Origin of the sequence: Lacrimispora sp. (assembly GCF_047605665.1) — a bacterium.
Lineage (GTDB): Bacteria > Bacillota > Clostridia > Lachnospirales > Lachnospiraceae > Lacrimispora.
The window spans coordinates 69,678-93,515 of the sequence record NZ_JASGFH010000016.1; the positions used below are offsets into that span (position 1 = coordinate 69,678).

The 23,838-nt window shown below is 47.0% G+C and carries 27 protein-coding genes and 1 other annotated feature; of the genes, 22 read left to right on the forward strand and 5 right to left on the reverse strand.

Translation table 11 applies throughout. From position 1 onward, the window contains the following. Positions 1-27 precede the first annotated feature (27 nt). Positions 28-246, reverse strand: coding sequence for a YaaL family protein (locus tag QM657_RS13860; RefSeq protein WP_415067291.1), 219 nt, complete (start codon positions 244-246; stop codon positions 28-30). 140 nt (positions 247-386) lie between these two features. Continuing rightward, positions 387-728 (reverse strand): ArsR/SmtB family transcription factor, encoded by a 342-nt coding sequence (locus QM657_RS13865; RefSeq protein ID WP_415067292.1) that lies wholly within the window; start codon positions 726-728, stop codon positions 387-389. A gap of 429 nt (positions 729-1,157) precedes the next feature. Between QM657_RS13865 and QM657_RS13870 the strand changes: the two genes are divergently transcribed. The 15 genes from QM657_RS13870 to QM657_RS13940 all read left to right on the forward strand — a co-directional run bounded on the left by QM657_RS13870 (position 1,158) and on the right by QM657_RS13940 (position 14,104). Then, entirely contained in the window at positions 1,158-1,676 is a 519-nt protein-coding gene (locus QM657_RS13870; RefSeq protein ID WP_415067293.1) for a prepilin peptidase, read from the forward strand. A 29-nt stretch (positions 1,677-1,705) separates the two neighbouring features. Then, the gene (locus QM657_RS13875) at positions 1,706-2,692 is read left to right on the forward strand and encodes a hypothetical protein (RefSeq protein ID WP_415067333.1); all 987 of its coding nucleotides are present in this window, start codon (positions 1,706-1,708) and stop codon (positions 2,690-2,692) included. 11 nt (positions 2,693-2,703) lie between these two features. Next, positions 2,704-3,927, forward strand: coding sequence for a CpaF family protein (locus QM657_RS13880; RefSeq protein WP_415067294.1), 1,224 nt, complete (start codon positions 2,704-2,706; stop codon positions 3,925-3,927). Beyond that, a complete protein-coding gene (locus QM657_RS13885; protein ID WP_415067295.1) occupies positions 3,812-4,651 on the forward strand; it encodes a type II secretion system F family protein in 840 nt (279 codons plus the stop codon). Before QM657_RS13880 ends, QM657_RS13885 begins: the two co-directional genes overlap by 116 nt. Positions 4,652-4,664: 13 nt before the next feature. Further along, positions 4,665-5,930, forward strand: coding sequence for an immunoglobulin-like domain-containing protein (locus QM657_RS13890; RefSeq protein WP_415067296.1), 1,266 nt, complete (start codon positions 4,665-4,667; stop codon positions 5,928-5,930). A 15-nt stretch (positions 5,931-5,945) separates the two neighbouring features. Beyond that, on the forward strand, positions 5,946-6,131 hold the full coding sequence (locus QM657_RS13895; RefSeq protein ID WP_415067297.1) for a Flp1 family type IVb pilin: 186 nt from the start codon (positions 5,946-5,948) through the stop codon (positions 6,129-6,131). Next, positions 6,131-8,020, forward strand: a complete 1,890-nt coding sequence (locus tag QM657_RS13900; protein WP_415067298.1) for a DUF5702 domain-containing protein — start codon at positions 6,131-6,133, stop codon at positions 8,018-8,020. Before QM657_RS13895 ends, QM657_RS13900 begins: the two co-directional genes overlap by 1 nt. A gap of 13 nt (positions 8,021-8,033) precedes the next feature. Further along, positions 8,034-8,960 carry a TadE/TadG family type IV pilus assembly protein gene (locus QM657_RS13905; RefSeq protein WP_415067299.1) on the forward strand — a complete coding sequence of 309 codons (927 nt, stop codon included), beginning with the start codon at positions 8,034-8,036 and terminating at the stop codon, positions 8,958-8,960. A 56-nt stretch (positions 8,961-9,016) separates the two neighbouring features. Continuing rightward, positions 9,017-9,451, forward strand: coding sequence for a prepilin peptidase (locus QM657_RS13910; RefSeq protein WP_415067300.1), 435 nt, complete (start codon positions 9,017-9,019; stop codon positions 9,449-9,451). Next, positions 9,427-9,837, forward strand: coding sequence for a hypothetical protein (locus QM657_RS13915; RefSeq protein ID WP_415067301.1), 411 nt, complete (start codon positions 9,427-9,429; stop codon positions 9,835-9,837). Before QM657_RS13910 ends, QM657_RS13915 begins: the two co-directional genes overlap by 25 nt. A 1-nt stretch (position 9,838) precedes the next feature. Beyond that, entirely contained in the window at positions 9,839-11,176 is a 1,338-nt protein-coding gene (locus QM657_RS13920; RefSeq protein WP_415067302.1) for a DUF6382 domain-containing protein, read from the forward strand. 281 nt (positions 11,177-11,457) lie between these two features. Continuing rightward, positions 11,458-12,360: an Rpn family recombination-promoting nuclease/putative transposase gene (locus QM657_RS13925; RefSeq protein ID WP_415067303.1), complete on the forward strand. Its 903-nt coding sequence runs from the start codon at positions 11,458-11,460 to the stop codon at positions 12,358-12,360. Between the two features lie 134 nt (positions 12,361-12,494). Continuing rightward, positions 12,495-13,115, forward strand: a complete 621-nt coding sequence (locus tag QM657_RS13930) for a rhomboid family intramembrane serine protease (RefSeq protein ID WP_415067304.1) — start codon at positions 12,495-12,497, stop codon at positions 13,113-13,115. 18 nt (positions 13,116-13,133) lie between these two features. Beyond that, a complete protein-coding gene (locus QM657_RS13935; protein ID WP_415067305.1) occupies positions 13,134-13,550 on the forward strand; it encodes an HIT family protein in 417 nt (138 codons plus the stop codon). Positions 13,551-13,567: 17 nt separating this feature from the next. Then, positions 13,568-14,104, forward strand: a complete 537-nt coding sequence (locus QM657_RS13940; RefSeq protein ID WP_415067306.1) for an RNA polymerase sigma factor — start codon at positions 13,568-13,570, stop codon at positions 14,102-14,104. Position 14,105: 1 nt separating this feature from the next. Here QM657_RS13940 and QM657_RS13945 read toward each other — a convergent pair whose 3' ends face one another. Continuing rightward, positions 14,106-15,173, reverse strand: a complete 1,068-nt coding sequence (locus tag QM657_RS13945) for an undecaprenyldiphospho-muramoylpentapeptide beta-N-acetylglucosaminyltransferase (protein WP_415067307.1) — start codon at positions 15,171-15,173, stop codon at positions 14,106-14,108. A 152-nt stretch (positions 15,174-15,325) separates the two neighbouring features. Between QM657_RS13945 and QM657_RS13950 the strand changes: the two genes are divergently transcribed. Continuing rightward, entirely contained in the window at positions 15,326-15,649 is a 324-nt protein-coding gene (locus tag QM657_RS13950; RefSeq protein WP_415067308.1) for a hypothetical protein, read from the forward strand. A gap of 12 nt (positions 15,650-15,661) precedes the next feature. Here QM657_RS13950 and QM657_RS13955 read toward each other — a convergent pair whose 3' ends face one another. Further along, a complete protein-coding gene (locus QM657_RS13955; protein ID WP_415067309.1) occupies positions 15,662-16,021 on the reverse strand; it encodes an arsenate reductase family protein in 360 nt (119 codons plus the stop codon). A gap of 118 nt (positions 16,022-16,139) precedes the next feature. Here QM657_RS13955 and QM657_RS13960 point away from each other — a divergent pair, with 118 nt between their 5' ends. The 3 genes from QM657_RS13960 (at position 16,140) to QM657_RS13970 (ending at position 17,857) form a co-directional block, all read left to right on the forward strand. Continuing rightward, positions 16,140-16,667, forward strand: coding sequence for a nucleoside recognition domain-containing protein (locus QM657_RS13960; RefSeq protein ID WP_415067310.1), 528 nt, complete (start codon positions 16,140-16,142; stop codon positions 16,665-16,667). Positions 16,668-16,774: 107 nt separating this feature from the next. Then, entirely contained in the window at positions 16,775-17,230 is a 456-nt protein-coding gene (locus tag QM657_RS13965; RefSeq protein WP_415067311.1) for a MarR family winged helix-turn-helix transcriptional regulator, read from the forward strand. A gap of 90 nt (positions 17,231-17,320) precedes the next feature. Next, a complete protein-coding gene (locus QM657_RS13970; protein ID WP_415067312.1) occupies positions 17,321-17,857 on the forward strand; it encodes a GerMN domain-containing protein in 537 nt (178 codons plus the stop codon). Positions 17,858-17,933: 76 nt separating this feature from the next. Here the strand turns inward: QM657_RS13970 and QM657_RS13975 are convergent, their stop codons facing one another. Beyond that, positions 17,934-19,754 carry a DUF885 domain-containing protein gene (locus QM657_RS13975; protein WP_415067313.1) on the reverse strand — a complete coding sequence of 607 codons (1,821 nt, stop codon included), beginning with the start codon at positions 19,752-19,754 and terminating at the stop codon, positions 17,934-17,936. A gap of 174 nt (positions 19,755-19,928) precedes the next feature. Further along, positions 19,929-20,208 (forward strand) — a binding site (T-box leader). Between the two features lie 74 nt (positions 20,209-20,282). On the opposite strand from QM657_RS13975, the gene metG reads away from it, so the two are divergent. The 3 genes from metG to QM657_RS13990 all read left to right on the forward strand — a co-directional run bounded on the left by metG (position 20,283) and on the right by QM657_RS13990 (position 23,835). Further along, positions 20,283-22,262 carry a methionine--tRNA ligase gene (metG, locus tag QM657_RS13980; RefSeq protein WP_415067314.1) on the forward strand — a complete coding sequence of 660 codons (1,980 nt, stop codon included), beginning with the start codon at positions 20,283-20,285 and terminating at the stop codon, positions 22,260-22,262. Between the two features lie 67 nt (positions 22,263-22,329). Next, positions 22,330-23,055 carry a TraX family protein gene (locus QM657_RS13985; RefSeq protein WP_415067315.1) on the forward strand — a complete coding sequence of 242 codons (726 nt, stop codon included), beginning with the start codon at positions 22,330-22,332 and terminating at the stop codon, positions 23,053-23,055. Between the two features lie 12 nt (positions 23,056-23,067). After that, the gene (locus tag QM657_RS13990) at positions 23,068-23,835 is read left to right on the forward strand and encodes a TatD family hydrolase (RefSeq protein WP_415067316.1); all 768 of its coding nucleotides are present in this window, start codon (positions 23,068-23,070) and stop codon (positions 23,833-23,835) included. Positions 23,836-23,838: the final 3 nt, after the last annotated feature.

Consider the following 23,838-nt stretch of genomic DNA (forward strand, 5'->3'; position numbering starts at 1 on the left):
TTATCCTCCGGTTTCTAGTGATGTACTTTATACCTCCCTGCTCTTAAAGCGGCGAAGGAGGAACTGATAACGCAGTTGGGCTGCGTTAAGCTCGTAAATGTAACAGTCGATTAAGGTTGGGTCTACAACCTGCTCAAAGTGATTTCTGGCGGCATCGATAGCGGTTTTGGAACGTTCGATCTCGCATCTTAAATTCCATTCCTCTTCCGATGGAGCCAAAGGTTTTTTTAAAAGCCCGTTTTTCATATTGTCATCTCCAGATTCATATTTTTATACCAGGACCTCCTTGATCAGCCATAGGCTGTCCGGACATTCTTATACCTGTAAGGTTTAGTATATCTGGAAAATGGTACTTTATTCATAAATTACCTGTATAATTTTCGATTTTATGAAATACGGTTTGAAAGTCCCTGTAAAAACTGTCCCAGGGAGTAAAGCTTTTGCGTGCTGTCCCCAATGGTGAGGTAATAATAATTGGCTGTCCCCTCCTGGCGGACATCAATCAGGCCCGCGTCTTTTAAAATTTTCAGGTGATGGGAGACGGCAGGGCGTGACAGCCTGGTCTGCTCCGTGATCTCTTTTACCTTCATCCCCTGTCTGTCTGAAGCAGTGTAGCCGCTGATTGCGCCTGACATATCATTTCCCCGGCTGTCATAAAGGCCTGTCCGTGCAAGGGCTGAAATAATAGTCAGGCGGACCTCATCTCCCAGGGCGATAAAAAGAGGCATGCAATCCTGAAAAAGTTTATTAAAATCCTGGGCCTCCAACGGTGAAATCCCTCCTTTGGTTTAAAAAGATAAACTAATTATATTCTACCATCCGGAGCAGAGAACGTCAATGTTTTCAGGGTGAAAAATTGTAATATATGCTGTAAAAAAACAAAAAAATAAGAAAAATTTGTTCAAAATATGAAAAACAGGAGAGAAATCCCAATAATTAGGAAGACTTTGGGAAAAAGCGATGTATACAATATTTCTTGGAAAAAACTGTTGACATCGGCTGGTAACTTGTGCATAATAAAGGCACATTCGTGTATGCTTTCTGCGTACATTCTTTGGTATCATTTTTATTATTCCAAGGCTGATATTCCAGCAAAAAATTCCAGGACTTATATTTAAAAAAAGAGGGGGATTGATCGTATCGTCAGACACGTTATTTTGCTGTTCATTTTAGGGGCAGGGGCTTATTTTGATGTCCGTGAGCACCGGATTCCCAACTGGCTGGTGCTGTCGGGATTTATAAGCGGCATTCTGCTGGACCTGCTTAAGTCGGCGGAAATTTTAAAGGGCGCTGTTTTCTGGCAGATTCTGTTTCTGTTCTGCTTTAAATTTGCAGCCGCCGCAGCCGTGTTTTTTCCGCTTTTTCTCTGCAGGATGATAGGAGCGGGGGACATTAAGGTCATTGGGCTGATTTTTGCCTACCTGGGTCCCATGGCCGGGGCCGCAGCCCTTCTGCCCGGACTTTTGATAGGTGCTGTCTGGTCCTTTGTCAAGATGGCTTCAAAGGGAATTCTGTTTAAGCGGTTATCCTATTTTGTGGATTATGTAAAGCGTGTACGCCAGACGGGTAAGTTTACCGCTTACTACAGCTCTTCCAGAGACGGTTATGAGGTGGTCATCCCTCTGGGCCTGTGCATGTTTCTGGGAATGGTGGTTTACATCATAATACTGTATTAGAAGGAGGTTTTTATTTGGCAAAAAAAGTGATGGCAGTTTATGACCCGGACCCTGCTTATGGGGAACGGTTTGCTGAATATGTCAGCCATAGGGGGCAGGTCCCTTTTTCCGCTCAAGCGTTCACCTCTTTGCAGGGGTTAAAGGCCTATGCGAAAGATCATGAGATTGAGCTGCTGCTGATCCACTCCTCTGTTTCGGCAGAGGAGGCGGAAAAGATCGGGGCAGCCAGGGTGATCCGGCTGGCGGGTGAGGAAGAAGAGTATGAGGAAGGAGGGCCGGTGCAGATTTATAAATACCAGGCCGCAGACAGCATGATGCGGGAAGTGATGGCCTGTTACTGCTCGGCAGAAGGAGATCCGGTATTTGCCGGAGTGTCTGGCACAGGGCGGATCATCGGCATTTATTCCCCGGTAAACCGGTGCTTAAAGACCTCTCTCGCCCTGACCATGGGCCAGTTGATGGCCCGTGATTTAAAGGTGCTGTACTTGAATCTGGAGGACTGCTCCGGATTAAAGCATCTGACAGGAGAAGAATACAGGGGAGGCTTATCGGAGCTTTTGTATTATTACAGCCAGAATGAATTTAACTGGGGGCGTTTAGGCTCTCTCGTCTATACCTGGGGAGATTTGGACTATGTGCCTCCGGTCCGTTATCCGGAGGACCTTTTCCAGATGACGGCTCAGTCAATGGCGGAACTGGTGGAGAGGATTGCCAGAGAGAGCGCCTATGAGGCTGTGATTTTAGACTTAGGACAGTTTGGAGCAAAGGCTCTGGAGGTGCTGGAAATCTGCGATGTGGTGTATATGCCGGTGAAGGAAGACTGCGTCTCCGCGGCAAAGATCGAGGAATTTGAAGAGTATCTCCTTTCCTCCGGCCATGAACCCTTAAAAAACCGCATTCAGAAGCTGAAACTTCCTTACCACTGCAATCCGGGAAGGACGGACAATTACTTGGAGCAGCTTTTATGGGGAGAGCTGGGAGATTACACGAGGCAGCTTTTGAGGAAACAGCCGTAAGGAGGACAGGGATGGACGAGGAACAGAGGAGGAGACTCCGGGAAGACATTATGAGAGAGCTGGATGAAAGGCAGGCGGTGAGTGATGAGGAGCTGTATGAGATGATAGACCGGCGCCTTTTGAGTCAGGGACAAAACAGCTTTTTGCCTTTAAAGGACCGGGTCTGGCTCAGGGGAAGGCTCTTTGACTCCTTCCGGCGCTTAGGGGCTCTTCAGGAGCTGGTGGATGACAGGGAGATTTCTGAAATCATGGTAAATGGGTCAGACCGCATCTTTGTGGAGAGAAAGGGGCATATGGCCCAGTGGGAAAAGTCCTTTGACAGCCAGGAACAGTTAGAGGATACCATACAGCAGATCGTCAGCAGGGTAAACCGCACCGTTAATGTATCAAGGCCCATAGCCGATGCCAGGCTTCCGGACGGCTCCAGAGTCCATGTGGTGCTTCCGCCCATTGCCATAGACGGCCCTGCGGTGACCATAAGGAAATTCCCGGAGCCCATTACCATGGCAGGGCTTCTGGCCCTTGGCTCAGTCACCAAAGAGGCGGCAGCCTTTTTAAAATCCATTGTGGAGGCCGGATATAACATTTTCATCAGCGGCGGGACCAATTCGGGAAAAAGCACCTTTCTCAATGCCCTCTCAGCTTATATTCCCCAGGATGAACGAATTGTGACCATAGAGGATTCTGCAGAGCTCCAGATCACCCATATTCCCAACCTGGTGCGGCTTGAAACGAGGGAAGCCAATGGAGAGGGAGAAGGGGAGATCACCATCGGGGACCTGATCAGGGCATCCTTGAGAATGAACCCCAGCAGAATTATTGTGGGAGAGGTGAGGGGAAAGGAGGCTCTGGACATGATATCGGCCATGAATACAGGGCATGACGGAAGCCTCAGTACGGGACACGGCAACAGTCCCAGGGATATGCTGTCCAGATTGGAGACCATGGTGCTGATGGGAGCGGACATCCCGCTTGCGGCTGTCAGAAGCCAGATCGGGGCAGCCATTAATATCCTGATACATTTAGGACGCCTGCGGGATAAGAGCAGGAGAATTTTGTCCATTGCGGAGGTGGCTGGCTATGAAAACGGAGAAATCAGGCTTAATACCCTGTTCCGGTTTGAAGAAGACGAAGAAAGCCGGGAAGGAACAAAAGGTGTGCAGGGGAGCCTTAAAAAGGTGGGAAGCCTTCAAAACACCGAAAAGCTTAAAGCAGCAGGCATTACAATACGATGAGTATATTCTGACACCGGCTCAGTGGTGTTTATACGGATTTCAGGGCGTGGCAGCAGGCGGGCTGTTCGCTTATGTCTTTTACCGCAGCATGGCGGCATTTCTGATATTTCTTCCATTTGGAATTATTTTTCCCATAATTAAAAAAAGAGAATTAAAAGAAAAGAGGCTTCAAAAGCTGAATCTGGAATTTAAAGAAGGGATTTTACTCTTATCTTCCTTTTTAAGTGCCGGATATTCGGTGGAAAATGCATTTTCCGCTTCAGTCAGGGAATTGAATCTGCTGTATGGAGAGGAAGGGCTGATTTCCATGGAATTCGGCCATATCGCAGGCCAGATCCGGATGAACCGTTCGGTGGAACAGGCCCTTTTGGAATTTGCCGGGCGAAGCGGACTTGACGATGTGAAAAACTTTGCAGAGGTGTTTGCGGCAGCAAAACGAAGCGGAGGAGAGCTGGTTTCCATCATCAGCCGGACCGCCTCCGTGATCCGGGATAAGGTTCAGGTGAGGCAGGAGATTTTGACCATGACGGCTTCCAAGCAGTTTGAACAGAAGATCATGAATGCCATCCCTTTTTTCATTGTCCTTTATATTGATATGACTTCACCCGGCTTTTTTGATCTGATGTACGGCACAGGTGTGGGAAGAATTCTCATGACTGTCTGCATGGCCGCCTACATAGCCGCATTTGTCATTGCCAGAAGAATTATGCGGATTGAGATATAGGAGGGAGCATGGAATGGAGAGAAAGGAAAAAAACAGGTTTAAACTGTCAAAGCTGCCTGTCACGAAAACCCAGGCAGCCTGCGCGGCAGGAGGAGTAATTTTATATGCCGTCATGAGCGCTATTAATGAAGGCAGAGGGGATTTATCCCAGGAAGGGCTTAAAAGGGCCGGACCGGGAAATGGGGAGACCTCTTATGAGCTCTCCGTATCAGGCTTTCACCAGAAGGAGGGAACCGGGGAAATAACCGTTGACCTGCCCGTAAGGGAACGAAGGTATAGGGAGCAGGAGGCCAGGGAGCTGCTTCAGAAGCTGGGAGAGGAACTCAAGGTACAGATTCTGGGAGAAAATGAATCCTTGGAGGAGGTGAGAACCGATTTAAATTTAAAGACCGGCCTGTCCGGGTACGGGTTTAAAATCAGTTGGGAATCGGAAAATCCTGAGTTGGTTGACTCCTTTGGGATTGTTCATAATGAAGACGTTTCTGAGGCCGGAGAACCTGTCTGGCTCGGTGCCTGGCTGACAGATGGAACTCATGAGCGCAGATATGAATATAAAGTTGTCGTCTATCCGCCGGTGCTCACTCCGGAGGAACAACTGGCAGCAGCTTTTAAAAAGTGGGTGGATAAGGCAGATGTGAGCCAGCAGACAGAAGACAGGCTGCTGCTTCCGGCTGTTTATGACGGGCAGACACTGACCTACAGCCTGGTAAAGGATGAGGATTACCGGTTCTTACCGATCATCGGAATTTTGCTGGCCGCCCTCCTTCATGCAAAGAAAGAAATGGACAAGCAAAAACAGGCCAAAGAGAGAGAGCAGCAGCTTCTTTTTGATTACTCTGAGGTGGTTTCCAAGCTGGTGGTCTATGTGGGAGCAGGGCTTACGGTCAGAGGGGCTTTGGAACGGATGGCAGCAGGCTATGAAGAATCCTTAAGCGCGGGAAAGAAAAGAGGGCGGCCTGCCTATGAGGAAGTGGTAAAGACGGTGAGGCAGTTAGGAAGCGGACTGGGAGAGGGAAAGGCTTACGGGGAGTTTGGAAGAAGGTGCGGGCTTCAATCTTATTTGAAGCTTTCCGCCCTTTTGGAACAGAGCCAGAAAAATGGAAGCCGCCAGCTTCGCCCTGCTTTGGAGCTGGAGCTGGTTTCCGCCTTTGAGCAGAGAAAGAACCTGGCCAAAAAGCTGGGAGAGGAGGCGGGAACGAAATTGCTGCTTCCCCTGCTTTTGATGCTGGGAGTGGTTATGGTCATGATTGTGGTTCCTGCATTTCTGGCATTTTACTAGAAAGGGGGTGATAAGATGGGAGAATTACTGAAAAAGGAATCAATGGCTTTTTTGAGGGAAGAAGACGGTGTAGGCGTGATTGAAATCGTGTTGATCCTGGTGGTTTTAATCGGACTTGTAATCATGTTCAAAAAACAGATAACAACTCTTCTTGATAATATTTTTAAGGAGATCAACAGTCAGTCCAAAGAGGTGTACTAATGAGAAAAAGCGGTCAGATAACAGTGTTTTTCAGCATGGTGCTGATGTGCATATTCAGCCTGATGTGCGGACTTTTAGAGTCCGCACGGACCGCAGGCTCCAGGTATTATTTAAAGATGGCCGCAGATTCAGCCATGGACTCTCTGTTCAGCCAATACCACAAGGAAGCCTGGGACCAGTACCGCCTTTTCCTTTTGGAGGGAAAGGACAATGCTGAACTGGAAGAGGCCTGGAAGGAATTTATGGAACCTTATACGGAAAGTTCCGGCTGGTATTCCATGGAAATAGAAAATGCTGAGGCCCTGCAGGTCTACCGCATGACGGATCAGGGAGGGCAGTATTTAAAACAGGATATCCTGGACTATATGAAATATGGAATATTTGAAAATCTCACCGATGAGACAGGGGCGGAAAATCTGATGACCCTGTTAAAGGAAGCTGGGGCCGTAAAAAACTTATCAGGAGCCTACAGCGGACATACGAAGGAGGCTGTCCGTCTGGAACGGGCATTTCAGGATATCAGCGACTCTTTGAGAAAGCAGAAAGAGTTATGGCAGGAAGCCGCCTCTGAGCTGTCCGATTATGACGGGCGGGGCTTTCGGAGAAAGGCTGCAGAGCTTGAACAGGAGATGAACGGGATTCCTTCCCTTGTGAGAGCCTATGGGAAGATGGCGGATCAGTTGAAAGAGAAATTGAAGGGAACGGAGGCTGCCATGTCCCAGGCGCGGGAGGAGTTAAGCCAGGAGGTCCGTGACACGCTGCGGGAGGAAACGGCCTGTTATGAGTCTTATGTCAATGAAGACGGAGCGCGGAGAAGGGAAATTGAAGCCCTCCCGGAGAAGATGACCCGGATTAAGGAGATCATAGACCGGGCAAAGGAGCGTTCCGTCGAAGTAGAAGAAATCATTTCAGAATGGGATGATGACGACGATGAAGAGGATGACGGTCCCGATGAAGAAGAACTGTGGGGATCAGTAGAAGAAATATGGCAGAAAATCCGTATTCCGGCGCTGCCTTATTCCAACGGAGTCAAAGACCCGGAAAAGCAGAAGCTTTTAGAACAGGTGGAAGGCTTTGTCCAAAGCGGTCTTATGAATCTGGTTCTTCCGGAGGGCAGTGAGATATCCAAGGGAGTCCTGGATTTTACAGAATTTCCATCCGCCTCCCTGGAAGAAGGGCAGGCAGAAATGGACGGGTTGGTGGACCGGATTTTGTTTCAGGAATACTGCGATCAGTTTCTTACAGACTTTCTTTCCGAAGAGGATAAGGAGGTGAAGTATGAGCTGGAGTATTTAATCGCAGGGAAAAATACGGATGAGGAAAACTTAAAAAAGGCAGTGGGAGATATTTTGATGGTGAGGGAAGGCATGAATTTGATCCACATTCTGTCAGACCGGCAAAAGCGTGATGAAGCCAAGGCTCTTGCAAACGTGATTACCGGTTCTGTCGGCTTGCTTCCCCTCGCAGGAGTTGTGGCATTTTTCATCATGAGCGTCTGGGCATTGGGAGAATCCATCATAGATGTAAAAATGCTGCTGGAGGGGAAAAAGGCGGCATTTGTCAAGACAAAGGAGACCTGGAATCTATCCCTGACCGGACTTTTAGAGCTGGGAAGCACAGGAACGTGTCCGGGAGGAGATGGGGATGAAAAGGGAATGAGCTATTCCGGCTATTTAAAGCTCCTTCTTTTTATAGGAAACGGAGAAACTCACCGATACCGGCTGATGGATGTGATTCAGATGAATATCTGCCGGAAACAGCAGGGCTTTCGGATGGCTCACTGCGTCTATCAGGCGGAAATTAAGGGGACGGCCAATGCAAGGCATATGTTTTTCGGAGGAAGAGATCCCTATTACCGGATGGAGGTCCGGACAGAAAAGGCATATTGAGGAAAGGAGGTGGATGATGATGCCCTTTTTCAAGGAGCTTTCAGGAAAAAAAGATAAAAAACAAGTTACTCTCCAGGTACAAGTCCCTCTCGTGAAATGCGGGCTTTTTGTAAAGAGGGCATTATCATCCGCCTCCGGCCTCCGGGAAAAAGGGAGCCTGACCGTAGAAGCAGCTGTCGCATTGCCTCTTTTCCTGTTTTTCATGGTGATTTTGATGATGCCCATGGAGCTGATGAACCAGGAACGGAAGGTTCAGACAGCTTTGGAAAAGGCCGGAGAAGAGGTGAGCCAGTATGCCTATGTCCTGGATCAGCTTAAGCTGGGAGAAAAGCTGGAGGAAGCCGGGTTGGAAGGCGTTCCGGACGAGTTTTTAGAGGGACTGACAGAACAGGGAGTATTATTTTATGTAAAAAAACGGGTGGAGAAAAACCTGGATTTTAAAAGGCTGGAATCTGTGTCCTTTTCCCGTTCCTCTGTTTTAAGGGATGGGGAAATAATAGACCTGGTCATGAATTACCAGGTAAAGCTTCCTTTTTCCACCTTTGGACTGGACAGTGTGCCCATGACGGCCAGGAGCTGCCGCAGAGCCTGGATTGGCAGGGAGGGGGTCAAAGAGGAAGGGGATACAGAGGATGAGCTGGTCTACGTGGGAAGAAGCAGCACCAGATATCACAGGGACAGGACCTGCCATTATCTGTACAATGATCTGAAAAAGATTTCTTTTCAGGAAGCAGAAAGTGTGCGCAACGCTTCTGGCAGAAAGTATCTGCCTTGCAGCCGGTGCGGCAGGTTTGCCCAGGAAAACGGAAGCGTTTATATTATGCCCGGAGGGGAACGGTATCACAGCGATGCCCACTGCTCCTCCATTGCCGCATACGCAGAAGCGGTGCCGTTGTCTGAGGTACGCCATTTAGGCGGCTGTTCATACTGTTCACAGTGAGGTGAATTTGCCAAAAGGGCAAAGAGAAGACCCCCTGGGGGGGAGGAGGTGTATTTGTGCTTGAAAGTATAAATAAAATCGCATTCGGCGTTTTCTTACTGCTGGCAGCCTGGCAGGACGGGAGAGAGAAGCATATAAGGGTATGGCTTTTGGCCTCCGCCGGGCTGGCAGGTATTTTCCTGTCCTTTCTGCGGGCAGATTTTGGCATGGAAAGGCTGCTGAGCTGCCTGATAGGAGCAGGACTTCTTATGGTGAGCCGCCTGACTGATGAAGCCATCGGATCAGGGGATGGCTGGTTCTTTACCGTCAGCGGATTTTACTTAACCCCTGTTTTAAACCTTAAGCTGTTGATTTACGGAACCTTTTTAAGCGGATTCGTCTGCGGAGGAATTTATCTTTACAGCCGGTTGAAGGGGAGAGATGTGAGGAAGAAGCCCGTGGCCTTCCTGCCGTTTCTGGTTCCGGTGTGGATTGGGCTGGTGGCATTATGAAGGGAGGTCTGCGCGGAAGTTATACCATAGAGGCATCCTTTGTCATGGCCCTGGTTCTTTGGGCCCTGCTGTTTTCCGTTCAGTCAGCATACCGTCTGCGGGATGAGGTGGTGGGAGCCATGGCTCTGACGGAATCTGCAGAGCGGCTCTCCCATAATGAGACGGAACTGCCTTCGGAGGCTGCTTCGTGGGCCTCTAATAGAGCCGGAACTCCTTTTTCCTGGAAACAGTATGAATTTCAAATTCACTTATCCGGAAATCCCATTACAGGGAGGAAGGTAAAGGCGTCGGGAAAGGGTGGAAAGTGGGGCCTTGAACTGGAACGGGATGTGTTTGACCCTGAAAATTTTTTACGGATACTGACCTTGATTCATCAGGAGGAATGAGATGAAGACTACATACAGGCGGGAAATGAAACATAACTATTTGATCATTGAACCGGAAGATGCCGGATATGACGGCTATGAAATCTATATGATGGAGAAAAACCGGATAGAGGGACTGCTGGGATTCCAGATGAAACAGATAGACGGCAGGAGATATTATTACTACGAAATCACTTCAAAGCAGCCTTTGAACCGGGTTTTGGAATATCACAGTCTGGGGGAAGGGGAATTAAAGAAACTGATCAACAAAACAGCCCAGACGCTGGACCGGATGGAGGCTTATCTGCTTCATGAAAAGCAGATTCTTCTGGAACCGGAATATATTTATGTAAACCCTGAAACCTTTGAAATTTACCTCTGCCTCATACCGGGAAGGCAGGGCGGATTTCCGGAGGAAATGAGCGGGTTATTGAGATACCTTCTGGGAAAGGTGAACCACCAGGATAAGGAGTGTGTGGTGACGGCTTACGGCCTGTATCAGGAAAGCCTCAAGGAAAATTACGGAATAAGGGACTTAATGGAGATTGTGGGAAGGAATGGGGGACAGAAAGAAAAGCAGGAAGAGGAAAAGGAAACACTCAGGGATAGCAGAAAAATCAGTGAAACTCCTGAACTGAGAGCACCTTATTTTTCCATGGAAGAAACAGGGAGAGAAGATTCCCTCCATAAAAAGAAGAAAGAAAACCTTTGGGAGCCGGGACTGTGGACGGCAGCAGCTGCAGCATTGGCCGCGGCAGCCGGAACCGCTGCGGTTTTATGGCTGATTTTTGGTATGGAAGGAATCTTGAAATTTTGGTATGGAAGCCTTGGAGCAGGCGTTCTTACTGCCAGTGCAGTTTTACTTAAGGCCCGAAAGGAGCCCCAAACTTCTAAGGAGGAGCGCACTGTAATGAAGGATTTAGGCCTCCGCCAGGAGAGAGAAGAATATGACTGGAGGATGACTTTTGAGGAAGAGAGCAAAGAAAAGGATAAGGAACCGAAGCAGGAAGAGGTGAGGAGGGAAACCGCACTGCAGACGGTTCTTCTGACAGACAGGACAGAAGATGAATCTATCCGGTATTTGCGGGCAACGGCTCCTGATATGGAAGATATTGGGATCAGCTACATCCCTTATCTGATCGGGAAACAGGAGGGGCTGGTGGATTATGTTTTAAGCAGTGAAACCATCAGCCGGATTCATGCCAGAATAGACCGGGAGGGAGAAGAATACCGGATCAGCGATTTAAATTCCACCAATGGGACCTGCGTCAATGGACGGCTGCTGGAAACCAATGAGACTGTGGTCTTAAAAAAGGGAGATGAGGTCCTTATTGCGGATTTTGCATTCATATTTACATAATCAGATGTTTTTGCAGATAGGTTGATCTGCTGTATATTATTTAGAAGATATGCCGGCGGGGAAGAATGTGTAAGATTATAATTGCATGAAGAAGCAAATGTTGTTATAATTTACTCAGAAAACCGCCATTTGAAGAGGGTGTTTCAGTTTGATAAAGAACTGAGCCTTCGGCGTCTGGAATCCCTGTAAGGCATATCCACTGTTCTATATAAAACGGGAAGGCTGTGTACTGTTCCTATAGTGACAGAGAAAAGAAAAAATATGCCTGGGAGAAGAATGTGATGGCAGAAAAAGACTTAAGTGAAAAGCTGATTGAGGATTATGCGGATGTGTTCGCAGATATCATCAATGTTTTGGCATTCCAGGGAGAAAGATTGCTGGAGCCTTCCAATATTGCGGATGGCCGGACAGCTTCCAGATATAAAGATGCAGATAAAAAGATCCGGGAGCATATTCGGGATGTTGTAAAGTATGATAAACAGAAGACCACCCTTGCCGTTATTGGAATTGAGAATCAGAGCAGGGTGGATAAGGACATGGTTTTTCGGGTGATGGGGTATGATTTCACTTCTTATAAGAAACAGATTGATGAGGATGAACACCCTAAGCATCCGGTTATAACCCTGATCCTGCATTTTGGCATGAGTCCGTGGGACGGCCCTAAGGATATACTGTCCGCTATTGATCAGAATCTGCCTTATGCGAAGTACTTTCCGGAAATTGTTTCAAATCTGCATATCAATGTGATTGATGTCGCTTTTATCCCGGAGGAGACCCGAAATCAATTCACCTCTGATTTTCGGATCATTGCAGATTATTTCTGTGCAGTGAGGGAGAAACGGGAAGAAGAACTGCGGTATCATGAACAGGAAATAACACATGTGTCAGAGATGCTGGATTTTTTCTCGGTTTTTGGAAGAGATAAACGTTTTAAAGATTGCAAGCCGGTTATTATGAAGGAAGCAGAGAAAGGAGCTGTCAGTATGTGTACTGTAATGGATTATGCTGAAAAGCAGGGAGTAACGAAAGGCAGACAGGAAGGAGTGCAGGAAGGCATGGAAATAGTCGTTGCCAATTTTCTGAAAAAGGATAACTGTGTGCAGCATACTGTTGAAATGCTGGGGGTTTCAGAAGAAATGGTTCTGGAGGTTGCAAAGAGAACGGGAATCCAGGTTATCCCATAAATGCTGTCAGAACTACTTCATCTGACCTGCATTTTGTATGCAGAAAAAACTTCATCATTGAAATTTCGTGTTTATATTTACATACTCCGCCCGCTTGTGCTAAAATAAACATATTATTTTGAAGGAGAGTGGTAATGGAAAACCTGGGATGGAGAAGAAGGGCATATGTGAATATGGGGCTGATTGCAGCGAATGTAGTCTATTTCTTTTATCTGGAAATGACCGGTTCGACGTCCCATACAGGATTTATGGTGTCTCACGGAGCCATGTATGCGCCTCTTGTTCTGGAAAACGGGGAATACTATCGTCTGCTCACTTCAATTTTTATGCATTTTGGTATTAACCACATTATGAACAATATGCTCATTTTGTTTATTTTGGGTGACAACCTGGAGAGGGCTCTGGGCCACATCAAGTATCTGATATTCTATCTGCTCTGCGGAGTGGGGGCCAATGTGGTGTCCATGGCAGTGAATGTGAGGGAATACCGGGCCGTGGTTTCTGCAGGCGCTTCAGGTGCCATATTCGGTGTGATCGGCGGTCTTTTATATGCGGTAGCCGTTAATAAGGGTCAGTTAGAAGATTTAAGCACACGCCAGTTGGCAATCGTCATTGTCAGCTCCCTGTACTTTGGTTTCACCAGTACGGGTGTGGACAATACGGCCCATATTGCAGGGCTGGTGCTGGGCATTTTGTTTGGTCTTCTTTTATACCGCAAACCCGGCAGACGACCTTACAGGGAAATATGGGATTGATTAAAAAGAGGTGAGAGTATGAGAAAAGATGATTGTATTTTCTGCAAAATTGCGAATGGAGAAATCCCTTCTGAAACGATTTACGAAGATGATATGTTCCGCACGATTATGGACTTAGGACCCGCTTCCAAGGGCCATGCTTTGATTCTTCCCAAGCAGCACTACAGGGATCTGTGTGACTTAGACAGGGAAACGGCAGCAAAAGTTCTTCCCCTGGCAGCTAAAATCGGAGATGCCATGAAAAAATCACTGGGATGCAGGGGCTTTAACGTTGTGCAGAATAATGGAAAGGAAGCAGGTCAGACTGTTTTTCATTATCACGTGCATCTGATCCCCCGCTATGAGGAAGGCCCTGACATGGTTTCATGGGCACCGGAAAAAGCAGATCCGGAAGAATTAAAACAAACAGGAGCCGCTATAAGAAGCGCCCTATAATCAGAGGAATAAAATCAATGAACATACATGAAGATGAAAATTTGTTATTGATGTCCATATACGGACAGTATCAGGGCCTGCTCAGGCGGATCGCAAAAGCACTTAATGTACCGGATATAGAATTGGATGACGTGGTACAGGAAACCTTTATTTCCTACTTTCAAAATTACTCATTAACATGGACGGATGCCCGAAAAAAGAGCATGCTGATTAAAATCTTAAAGAGCAAGTCCATTGACAGCCTTCGCAGAAACGGCCATTACCAAAAGGTGAGCCTAGATGAGGAAGATGCGGTCAGTGAAATACCAGGTTTTGTGGTCACCGATCCTTTGGATGTCATTCTTGGAGAAGAAGCACTTTTAAGGATAACCAGCGGGATATTCAGCATGCGGGAGGAATGGAGGGAACTTGCAATTCTCTATTTCCTGGAACAGCGGACAATCCCTGAAATCTGTGAAAAATTAAAAATTCCGGGAACTGTGTGCCGTTCCCGGATATACCGGACCAGAGTCTGCTTAAAAAAGATTCTCGGTCCCAGCTTCGATATCAGATAATTTAGTGACCGGCCAGAGCTTCAATTTTGTCAATGATGGAGTCGACAGCGTTATTTAGCTGGCTCTGCTCCATCTTTGCCAGGAAGTCCTGCCGGTTTTTCATGGTTTCAGTGACAGCCTGCAGAAGGGAATCGCCGGACAATTTTTCCTCCTCCAGAAGGAAACTAAAGCCCTGCCTGGCAAAGGATTTGGCATTTAAGATCTGATCTCCCCGGCTGGCTGAGGCAGAAAGAGGAATCAGAATATTGGGCTTTTTAAGGGCCAGAATTTCGCAGATGGCATTGGCGCCTGCTCTGGAAATCATGAGGTCGGCAGCGGCAAAGAGGTCCTTTAAGGGCGCGTCAACGTATTCAAACTGTACATATCCTGGGGTATTGGCAAGACTTTTGTCCAGATTGCCCTTTCCGCAGATATGTATCACCTGATAATTTTTTAACAATTTTGGAAGAATGCCCCGCACTGCCTTGTTGACTGTAACAGAGCCTAAGCTGCCTCCGATGACCAGGATGACAGGTCTGTTAGGAGAAAGGCCGGCATGGGAAAGCCCTTTCATCCGGTCGCCCTGTAAAAGCTCCTTCCGTATGGGTGAGCCTGTCAGAACTGCCTTCTTCTTTGGAAGATAGGCCAGGGTCTCAGGAAAGTTGCAGCAGACCGTCGCGGCAGACGGAATGCACATCTTATTGGCCAGGCCCGGCGTCATATCCGACTCATGGATGATGACGGGAACCTTGCAGTGCTTTGCAGCCAGCACCACAGGTACGGTTACAAAGCCGCCCTTTGAAAATACCACATCCGGCTTGCATTCCCTGATCAGTTTTAACGCTTCTCCATATCCTTTCAGCACCCGGAAAGGGTCGGAGAAATTTTTTAAATCAAAATACCGGCGGAATTTACCGGAAGAGATGCCGTAATAGGGGATGCCGGCGTTCTCGATGAGGGTCCGCTCGATTCCCTGGTAAGATCCTATATAGCGTATATCGTAATTTTTTGCTTTTAAAGACGGAATTAAAGCCAGGTTCGGAGTGACATGGCCGGCAGTGCCTCCGCCGGTTAAAATGATTTTTTTCATAAAGCTTGCCTCCAGAATTCAATCTGCTGCAGAAACAAGAATGTTCCTGTAATAATTTTATAATACTATAGTAAACGCTAGCCGTAAAAAGTCAACCCCGAAGCAGCCGGGAATTTGAGGATAACTTGTATATAAGAGGTGGAAACGGAAAGATGGAAAGAGAGAACAAGGAAAAAAGGTCCGTTTTAAAACGGATCATGTACGGCGCAGAGTCCCAGGAAAAGCTGGAGGCTCATTTGGTTGATTATATGCAAAAAAACCTGGAATTAACACCTGGGCAGACCGCCCCTCCCACAGGGGAATTTCAAAAAATTGTGGAGGAGCTTGGCAGAAGGGGCCCAGAAACTGTCATGAGGCGGCAGATCAGGCTTTTTCATCAAAGCTTCCGGACGGTCCGTTTTTTTCAAAAGCCCCTCACTCTTTTTATGGCGGTCATAATCATGGCAGCAGTTTATGCTGTCGGGGTCTTTCTCTGAATGAAAAGCTCTTTACTTCACTAAGCTTTTTTCCCATTCCTCTTCTTTAAATCCGGCCAGGACAAAATCTGTTCCGATGATTAAGGGGCGTTTTACCAGCATCCCTTCTGTTGCCAGCAGATCGATCTGTTCTTTTTCGCTCATGCCTGGAAGAAGGTCCTTTAAATGCTTTTCCTTATAGAGGATGCCGCTGGTGTTAAAGAACCGTTTTATGGGAAGGCCGCTTTTGGCAATCCACTCTGTAAGCTCGCCGGCATTGGGATTTTCTTCTTTTATATTTCTGGAATCGTAATCTACCCCATGGGCATCCAGCCATTTTTTTGCATTTTTGCAGGTGCTGCAGGGCGGATATTGTAAAAATAAAACTTTCATGATTGCAGATCTCCTTTCGGTTTCTCTTTTGTTTCCCCATTATTATATCCTGAAACCGGCTGAATGAAAAGGCTGTTGCTGGAATAAACTATAACAATTCAGTGATTTCAGGTGAAGTATGAGATTTTTATTGTTTTTATCGGAGGCAGCAGTGCCCCTCATTATTTTTTATATTGTAGGCTTTGGCATACTGTCCAAACGGCCTGTTTTTGATGACTTCATAAACGGAGCCAAGGGAGGAATGAAAACTGTGGCGGGTATCATGCCCACCCTGATCGGGCTTATGACGGCTGTGGGAGTTCTCCGGGCTTCCGGATTTTTAGACTTTCTGGCAGAGCTGCTGACAAAGCCGGCGGCCCTTTTGTTTCTTCCGGCCCCTGCTGTCCCGGTGATATTAGTCCGTCTGGTGTCAAACTCAGCGGCAATGGGTCTTGTTCTTGATATCTTTAAAAAATACGGAACAGACTCCTATGTGGGAATGCTGGTTTCGGTGGTGATGAGCTGTACGGAAACGGTATTTTACTGCTTGAGCATTTATTTTGGAACTGTAAAAATAAAGAAAACCCGTTACACCCTGGCCGGCGCCCTGGCTGCAACTGCCGCAGGAGTGGCAGTCAGCGTCCTTTTAAGCCGTTATTTGGTATAAAAGGGATTTTTTAATGGTGATTTTAAGAATTTCATAAGAATTCAGGTGGTTGTCTTGGAATACATAATCATGTATAATTACGGGGAAGCTTTTATTGTCATAAAGGTATGAAGGGGATAGACGTGGATACTTACGGAACTCTTAACGAAGTATTGGTAAGACTGTTTCGGGATATTATGGATATAGAACAGCGTGCTGTCATTACACCGGAATTTAATAATGTCACGAACAATGATATGCATGTAATAGAGGCCATCGGAATCGATGAGCCAAAGAATATGTCGGCCATAGCAAAGGAATTATCTGTTACGGTGGGCACATTGACCATTGCCATGAACAGTCTTGTAAAAAAAGGGTATGTGATCCGCCAACGGGGAAAGGAAGACCGCCGCGTTGTTTATATCTCTCTTTCGGAAAAAGGAAAAGAAGTCTATGAGCACCATGCCAGATTCCACCAGGAAATGATCGAAGGTGCTATTTCAGGCTTAAGTGAAAATGAGATAGAAGTTTTAACAAAAGCGCTGACCAAGCTGAATCGATGGTTCCGGGGCTTGAACCAGTAAGCGGCAGAGCGGCTTATTGGTTTATGGACAAGCAGAGAGACCCATTGTGAATGTCCGCTTTACTAGAATTTAAGGAGGCAATACCCGATTATGAAGAGAATTTTCTTATTTTTATTGAGCATTATGCTGCTGTCTTCTCTGGCAGCCTGTACTCCCACCCAGCCAAAGGTGGAGACCAAGGCACCGGACCCTCAGATGATGGGCCCTACCGGAGGAGCATCTGATAAGGTTCCTGATCCCAATGTGGAGCCTATGGAAATCATTTCCGTATACAGCCAGAATGATGACGCAACAGGCCTCAATCAGGCCATGGATGCGGTGGATGAACTGACTGCAGAAGCTCTTGTGGACAAGCTGATTGAATACGGCGTTTTAGAAGAGGGAACAGAAGTTTTAAAGTTTGATAAAGCAGACGAGACAGGCACTCTGGACCTTTCCAAGGTTCCGACCAGCGGTTCAGCAGGAGAGCTCCTTATGCTGACGGCATTGGGTAATACCTTTACCGAGAATTTTGAACTGCGCCAGTTAAAGCTTTTGGTGAATGGAAAGAATTATTCCAGCGGTCATATTGAGCAGGGAGATAACGACTATCTGCAGTATGTGAAAAATTACAAGGAAATTAAATAATATAAAACATGCGCCTTGGGAATATGGCAGCTTCATAAGCCTTCCCAGGGCGCATATTTTTTGTTGAATTCTCTTTTTATTTGCCGCGAAGCTGCTCGTTCAGCCAGCTTCGGAATAAGGGCTGTATGACAGAAAACGGTGCAGGCCCTGTGTCCAGAAGAAAGGTGTGGAATGCTTTTAAATCAAAGTTTTCCTTTAAAATCCGCTGAGCCGCTCCCTTCATTTCCATGATTTCTAAATACCCCACATAATATTCCATGTAGTTGCCGGGGTTTTCCACCAGACTGCTGTAGATGGAGTCCACGATATCGGTGTTTTCCACGTTGTAAAAGGTTCCCAGATATTTTCCCACCTGTTCCTGATCCCAGCCCTCATAGTTGATGCAGATATCCAGATAAGCATAGATGCCCAGAGTAACTGCTGTATTGTGGGCCAGAAGTTTTCCAAGATTGGGGTCCAGCCCGTTATCCAGAGTGTAAGAATAAAATTCCACGTAGGTGGCCCACCCTTCCGAATAGCTGGGGAAGGAGAGGATGGTTCTCAAATCACTTGGATTTTTACTCAGGAAGTAAACGTTCTGATATAAGTGCCCCGGATAGCCTTCGTGTGCGAGAGTGGGAAATAAGTCTTCGTTCTGGAAGCGGGGGTTATTGTTAATATAAATCGTATTTTCTTCATAGCGGTCAATGGGCGGAACCAGATAAAAGGCCGGGCTTAAGGAAGCTTCCAAAGCTGCGGGAACGTGTTTGACCGTATAGGTGCACTCCGGTGCCTCCGGGAAGTCCTCTGTGATCTGAACCTTTAAGGTTTCCAAGATTTCCTCCGGTGACTGATATTCGAAGGAATAGCTTTCAAGGGAGTCAAGAACCTCAGGATGCTCCTTTGTGATCTCACTTAAAGCCTGTATGTCGGCTCCCATCTGTTTTTCGATGGCCTTTGTGAGCTGCTCAATGGAACCGTAAGAGGTCCCGGTTCCGGAATTCACCACGTACTCGAAATAGCGTTTTCCCTCCGGATACCAGAATAAGCCTTTGTCGTTGGTCCCGGTTCCCATGAGGGCAGTAATTCCATTGATCAGATTTTTATAGGCAGGGACGAAGTGTTCCTCTAAAACCTTTAAATTCTGTTCTTTATAAGCGGCCTTCTCCTCGTCTGTCAAATCTGTAAGAGCATCGATCCGGGTGTTAAAGGTTTCCGCCAGAAAGCTGTGGTCCGGCTGGATTAAATAGGCTTCACAGGATTTTAATACGTGGTCGGCAGCGGAATCAGACATAAAAAGCCCGGCTTCCGATTTCTTCTTTTCAAACTCCAGAATCTGTCCATAATAATTATCAATGGTGGAAAGAAGAGAAAGATAATGGTCCACGTCATCTTTGGTGTAAAAGCTGTATTCTGCAAACAGAACGGGAAGCTGTGCCTGAATTCCAATGGTGCTTGTGAGAGGCTTTGCATAGAGCTCCAGCCCTTCGGAGGTCAGCTCTGTGTCTATGTAGGAATCAAGGACCTTGTAGGTCAGCCTTTGTTCAGCCGTTAACCGGCGCTGGTCAAATTCCCTCAGTTTCTTTTTCAACTGCTTCAATTCCTCAGCGCTCTCCTTCATCTTATCCAGGGAAAAATCGCCGAGAGTCAGAGGAATGGTGTGAAATCCCCGTGCAGCAGGATCTGCGATGCTGAAATGAAAACTGATTCCGGAGTTTTCTATTTCCTCCCGGAACAAATCTTCTGTAAACTGATCGAACTGGTCTTGCATGGCCGTATCACCGGCCCGGTACTGTTCATATTTCCCGGTATCAGCGGAAGTCGGTTTCTGGGGCAGGGCCTTACAGGAAGCGAGCAGGAAAACCGCCAGAATCATGAGAAAAAGACAGGGGATTTTCCTTGAGATGCAGTTTTTCATATACGATTCCTCCGTAATTTGTGTCAGGATAAAGGAATCTTCCTCCAACCTTCACTATTATTATATATATGATCCTTAAAAAAAAGTCATGACAAATAAGCTCATATGGAGCCTACCCGCTTGACAAACCAGGCGGGAGCCATTACACTAAGGATACCGACAAACTATATCTGTAAGAATGCTGAGAAAAGAAGAGTAAGAAATCCACCTCATGAACAGAGACTTCCGGAAGCTGAAAAGGAAGCTTGAGCGCATTTCCCAACATGGCCTTGGAGCAGCGGAATTGAACTGGCAGCCATCTGCTTTTAAATTCCGACGGTTACACCCGTTATCGTGTCAGACTGTTAACAGCAGCCATAGAGGTATCTATGGATGTGAACGCAGCCGTTAAGGTCTGTGCTGTAAGGCGCAGATGAATTAAAGTGGTAACACGGGACTGTTCCCCGTCTTTAAATTTCCGAAAGGATGTTTAAGGCGGGTTTTTTCTTTGCAGAAAGTCTATTTCATTTTATAACAGGAGGAAAACACATGTGTAATATTGACAAAAAGCCATATTATATCACCACAGCCATTGCCTATGCTTCAGGAAAGCCACATATCGGCAACACCTATGAGGCCATTTTAGCAGATGCCATTGCCCGTTACAAGAGAGCTGAGGGATATGATGTATTTTTCCAGACAGGAACTGACGAGCACGGCCAGAAAGTTGAAGAGAAGGCGGCAGCGGCAGGCATCACACCAAAGGAATTTGTAGACCGCGCTGCGGATCAGATCAGGAGTATCTGGGATTTGATGAACACCTCTTATGACAAATTTATCCGGACCACAGATAAGGACCACGAAGAGCAGGTTCAGAAAATCTTTAAGAGGCTGTATGACCAGGGCGACATTTATAAAGGCCATTATGAAGGCTTATATTGCACCCCATGTGAGTCCTTTTTCACAGAATCCCAGTTAAAGGATGGAAAATGTCCTGACTGCGGACGGGAAGTAAAGCCTGCGAAAGAAGAGGCTTATTTCTTCCGTATGAGCAAATATGCTGACCGGCTGATTCAGCACATCAATGAGAATCCTGATTTTATCCAGCCTGTGTCCAGAAAGAATGAGATGATGAACAACTTCCTTCTTCCGGGCCTTCAGGATCTGTGTGTATCCAGAACCACCTTCCAGTGGGGCATTCCTGTATCCTTTGACCCCAGACACGTGACGTATGTATGGCTGGATGCCTTAACCAACTATATCACCGGCATCGGTTATGACTGCAATGGAAACAGCACTCCCCAGTTTGAAAAATTCTGGCCTGCTGACCTTCACCTGATCGGAAAGGATATCATCCGGTTCCATACCATTTACTGGCCCATTTTCCTTATGGCCCTTGACGTGCCCCTTCCAAAGCAGGTATTCGGCCACCCATGGCTGCTGCAGGGAGACGGAAAGATGAGCAAGTCCAAGGGAAATGTGCTCTATGCCGACACTCTGGTGGATTTCTTCGGCGTGGACGCAGTCCGTTACTTTGTGCTTCATGAAATGCCCTTTGACAATGACGGTGTCATCACCTGGGAGCTGATGGTGGAGCGTATGAATTCAGACCTTGCCAATATCCTTGGAAACCTGGTAAACCGCACTATTTCCATGTCCAATAAATACTTTGGCGGCATTGTGTCCAATGAGAATACGGAAGAAGCCGTTGACCAGGAATTAAAGGCAGTGGTTTTGGAAGAAGTGAAAAAGGTTCAGGAGAAGATGGAAAAGCTGAGAGTTGCCGATGCCATGACAGCTATCTTTAACATCTTCCGAAGAAGCAACAAATATATCGACGAAACAGCTCCATGGGTTCTTGCCAAAGATGAAGCATCAAAGCCCCGTCTGGCAACCGTACTGTATAACCTGACAGAAGCCATCACCGTGGGTGCATCCCTGCTGGCCTCTTTCATGCCTGAAACCTCAGAAAAAATCCTGGCCCAGCTTAACACGACAAAAAGAGAGCTGTCCCAGATGAATGAATTCGGCCTCTATCCTTCTGGCAATCAGGTGACCGACAAACCGGAAATCCTCTTTGCCCGCATGGATATAAAGGAAGTCATTGAAAAGGTGGAAGCCATGAATGCAGCCCAGGAGTCAGGATCAGGAGAAACAGCTTCTGAGGTAGGCTCTGAAGACGGCATTGATATAGAAGCAAAGGCAGAAATCGAGTACGATGACTTTGCCAGGCTCCAGTTCCAGGTAGGTGAGATCATCGCCTGCGAGGCCGTTGCCAAATCCAAAAAGCTTTTATGCTCCCAGGTAAAGATCGGAAGCCAGGTAAGGCAGATCGTCAGCGGCATCAAGGCCCATTACTCACCGGAAGAAATGGTTGGCAAAAAGGTGATGGTTGTGGTAAACTTAAAGCCTGCAAAGCTGGCGGGAGTCATGTCTGAGGGCATGCTTCTCTGTGCAGAGGATGCAGACGGAAACTTATCCCTCATGGTTCCTGAAAAGCCAATGCCTTCAGGAGCAGAAATCTGCTGATAAATATATATGAGAATGAAGAAAAGGCCGGGTTTTTGATCCGGCCTTATTAAAAAAGGAGAATTCCATGTACGAGACAGGAACAGCTTCTGTAAAAGGAATTACCGGAAATACGTTGAAGATGGTTGCTATTGTAACCATGTTTTTGGACCATGCAGGCGTGGTTTTAGTTGCAGGAGGCATATTAGGAGACAATGTGATCCAGGAAGGAAGCCTCTGGCCCCTGGCATACGTGGTGCTTAGAACCATCGGAAGGCTGGCCTTTCCCATATTCTGCTTTCTGCTGACAGAAGGCTTTCTTCATACGAGAGATGTGAAAAAGTATGGAATCCGGCTTCTGGCCTTTGCCTTTATTTCTGAGGTCCCTTTTGACCTGGCCATCTTTGACCGGTGGTTTCAGCCCGGCTACCAGAATGTCTATTTCACCCTGTTTCTGGGCCTCTGCGTTTTGTATTTTTATGACAAGGCCGCAGGAAATTCGGTAAAACAGGGCCTTATAGCTCTGGCAGGCATGGCAATCGCTTCCTTTATAAGAAGTGATTACGATGCCATTGGAATTGGCATGATCCTGATTTTCTATGTGTTTCGTGGAAATAAAAAGCTTCAGACCTTGTTTGGAGGGATGCTGGCAGTGGTATCCAGCTTAAGCCTTTCCGGCGCAGCGGCTCTGGCGTTTATCCCCATCCGCATGTATAACGGGAAAAGAGGGGAAAAGAATTTAAAACAGTTTTTCTACTGGTTTTATCCGGTCCACCTTCTTTTGCTGTATTTGCTGCGCTTGAGCATCACTTAAAAGGAGAATATTATGATTTTTGATACACACGCCCATTATGATGATGAGGCATTTGATGAAGACAGAGACTCGCTGCTGGGCTCCCTTTCAGAGCATGGCATTGAGGCGGTGACCAATATAGGGGCCAGCATGGAGACTTCCAAAAACACCTTAAAGCTGGCAGAAAAATACCCTAACGTCTATGGCGCCATCGGCATTCATCCCAATGACACCGGGGAAATGAGGGAGGCAGATTTAAACTGGCTGAAGGAACACTCTGCCAATAAAAAGGTGGTGGCAATCGGGGAAATCGGCCTGGATTACTACTGGGAGGAACCGGATCATGAGACTCAGAAAACGTGGTTCATCCGCCAGTTAGACCTTGCAAGAGAAGTAAAGCTTCCCGTGGTCATCCACAGCCGGGATGCGGCAAAGGACACCCTGGACCTGATGAAAGCCCATGCAGAAAAGAACTTAAGCGGAGTCATTCACTGCTTTTCTTATGGAAAGGAAATTGCAAGGGAATACTTAAACATGGGCTATTACCTTGGAATCGGCGGAGTGCTGACGTTTAAAAACGCCAGAAAACTGCGGGAGGTGGTGGAATATATGCCCATGGAGCAGATGGTTTTAGAAACAGACTGCCCTTATCTGGCACCGGTTCCCAACCGGGGAAAGCGAAATTCCTCTTTGAACCTTCCTTATGTGGTGAAAGAGATCAGCGTTATTAAGGGGATTTCAGAAGAAGAGGTCATAGAAATTACCAACCGCAACGGAAAAAAATTATACGGATTGATATAACAG

Excerpts from the sequence above, each read along its gene's own strand:
- QM657_RS13985 (WP_415067315.1), top strand. The coding sequence starts at position 22,330 with ATGTACGAGACAGGAACAGCTTCTGTAAAAGGAATTACCGGAAATACG.
- QM657_RS13875 (WP_415067333.1), top strand. The coding sequence starts at position 1,706 with ATGGCAGTTTATGACCCGGACCCTGCTTATGGGGAACGGTTTGCTGAA.
- QM657_RS13865 (WP_415067292.1), bottom strand. The coding sequence starts at position 728 with ATGCCTCTTTTTATCGCCCTGGGAGATGAGGTCCGCCTGACTATTATT.
- QM657_RS13905 (WP_415067299.1), top strand. The coding sequence starts at position 8,034 with ATGATGATGCCCTTTTTCAAGGAGCTTTCAGGAAAAAAAGATAAAAAA.
- QM657_RS13970 (WP_415067312.1), top strand. The coding sequence starts at position 17,321 with ATGAAGAGAATTTTCTTATTTTTATTGAGCATTATGCTGCTGTCTTCT.
- QM657_RS13945 (WP_415067307.1), bottom strand. The coding sequence starts at position 15,173 with ATGAAAAAAATCATTTTAACCGGCGGAGGCACTGCCGGCCATGTCACT.
- QM657_RS13930 (WP_415067304.1), top strand. The coding sequence starts at position 12,495 with ATGGAAAACCTGGGATGGAGAAGAAGGGCATATGTGAATATGGGGCTG.
- metG (WP_415067314.1), top strand. The coding sequence starts at position 20,283 with ATGTGTAATATTGACAAAAAGCCATATTATATCACCACAGCCATTGCC.
- QM657_RS13860 (WP_415067291.1), bottom strand. The coding sequence starts at position 246 with ATGAAAAACGGGCTTTTAAAAAAACCTTTGGCTCCATCGGAAGAGGAA.
- QM657_RS13880 (WP_415067294.1), top strand. The coding sequence starts at position 2,704 with ATGGACGAGGAACAGAGGAGGAGACTCCGGGAAGACATTATGAGAGAG.
- QM657_RS13900 (WP_415067298.1), top strand. The coding sequence starts at position 6,131 with ATGAGAAAAAGCGGTCAGATAACAGTGTTTTTCAGCATGGTGCTGATG.
- QM657_RS13895 (WP_415067297.1), top strand. The coding sequence starts at position 5,946 with ATGGGAGAATTACTGAAAAAGGAATCAATGGCTTTTTTGAGGGAAGAA.
- QM657_RS13960 (WP_415067310.1), top strand. The coding sequence starts at position 16,140 with ATGAGATTTTTATTGTTTTTATCGGAGGCAGCAGTGCCCCTCATTATT.
- QM657_RS13950 (WP_415067308.1), top strand. The coding sequence starts at position 15,326 with ATGGAAAGAGAGAACAAGGAAAAAAGGTCCGTTTTAAAACGGATCATG.
- QM657_RS13925 (WP_415067303.1), top strand. The coding sequence starts at position 11,458 with ATGGCAGAAAAAGACTTAAGTGAAAAGCTGATTGAGGATTATGCGGAT.
- QM657_RS13890 (WP_415067296.1), top strand. The coding sequence starts at position 4,665 with ATGGAGAGAAAGGAAAAAAACAGGTTTAAACTGTCAAAGCTGCCTGTC.
- QM657_RS13920 (WP_415067302.1), top strand. The coding sequence starts at position 9,839 with ATGAAGACTACATACAGGCGGGAAATGAAACATAACTATTTGATCATT.
- QM657_RS13955 (WP_415067309.1), bottom strand. The coding sequence starts at position 16,021 with ATGAAAGTTTTATTTTTACAATATCCGCCCTGCAGCACCTGCAAAAAT.
- QM657_RS13965 (WP_415067311.1), top strand. The coding sequence starts at position 16,775 with ATGAAGGGGATAGACGTGGATACTTACGGAACTCTTAACGAAGTATTG.
- QM657_RS13935 (WP_415067305.1), top strand. The coding sequence starts at position 13,134 with ATGAGAAAAGATGATTGTATTTTCTGCAAAATTGCGAATGGAGAAATC.
- QM657_RS13940 (WP_415067306.1), top strand. The coding sequence starts at position 13,568 with ATGAACATACATGAAGATGAAAATTTGTTATTGATGTCCATATACGGA.
- QM657_RS13990 (WP_415067316.1), top strand. The coding sequence starts at position 23,068 with ATGATTTTTGATACACACGCCCATTATGATGATGAGGCATTTGATGAA.
- QM657_RS13975 (WP_415067313.1), bottom strand. The coding sequence starts at position 19,754 with ATGAAAAACTGCATCTCAAGGAAAATCCCCTGTCTTTTTCTCATGATT.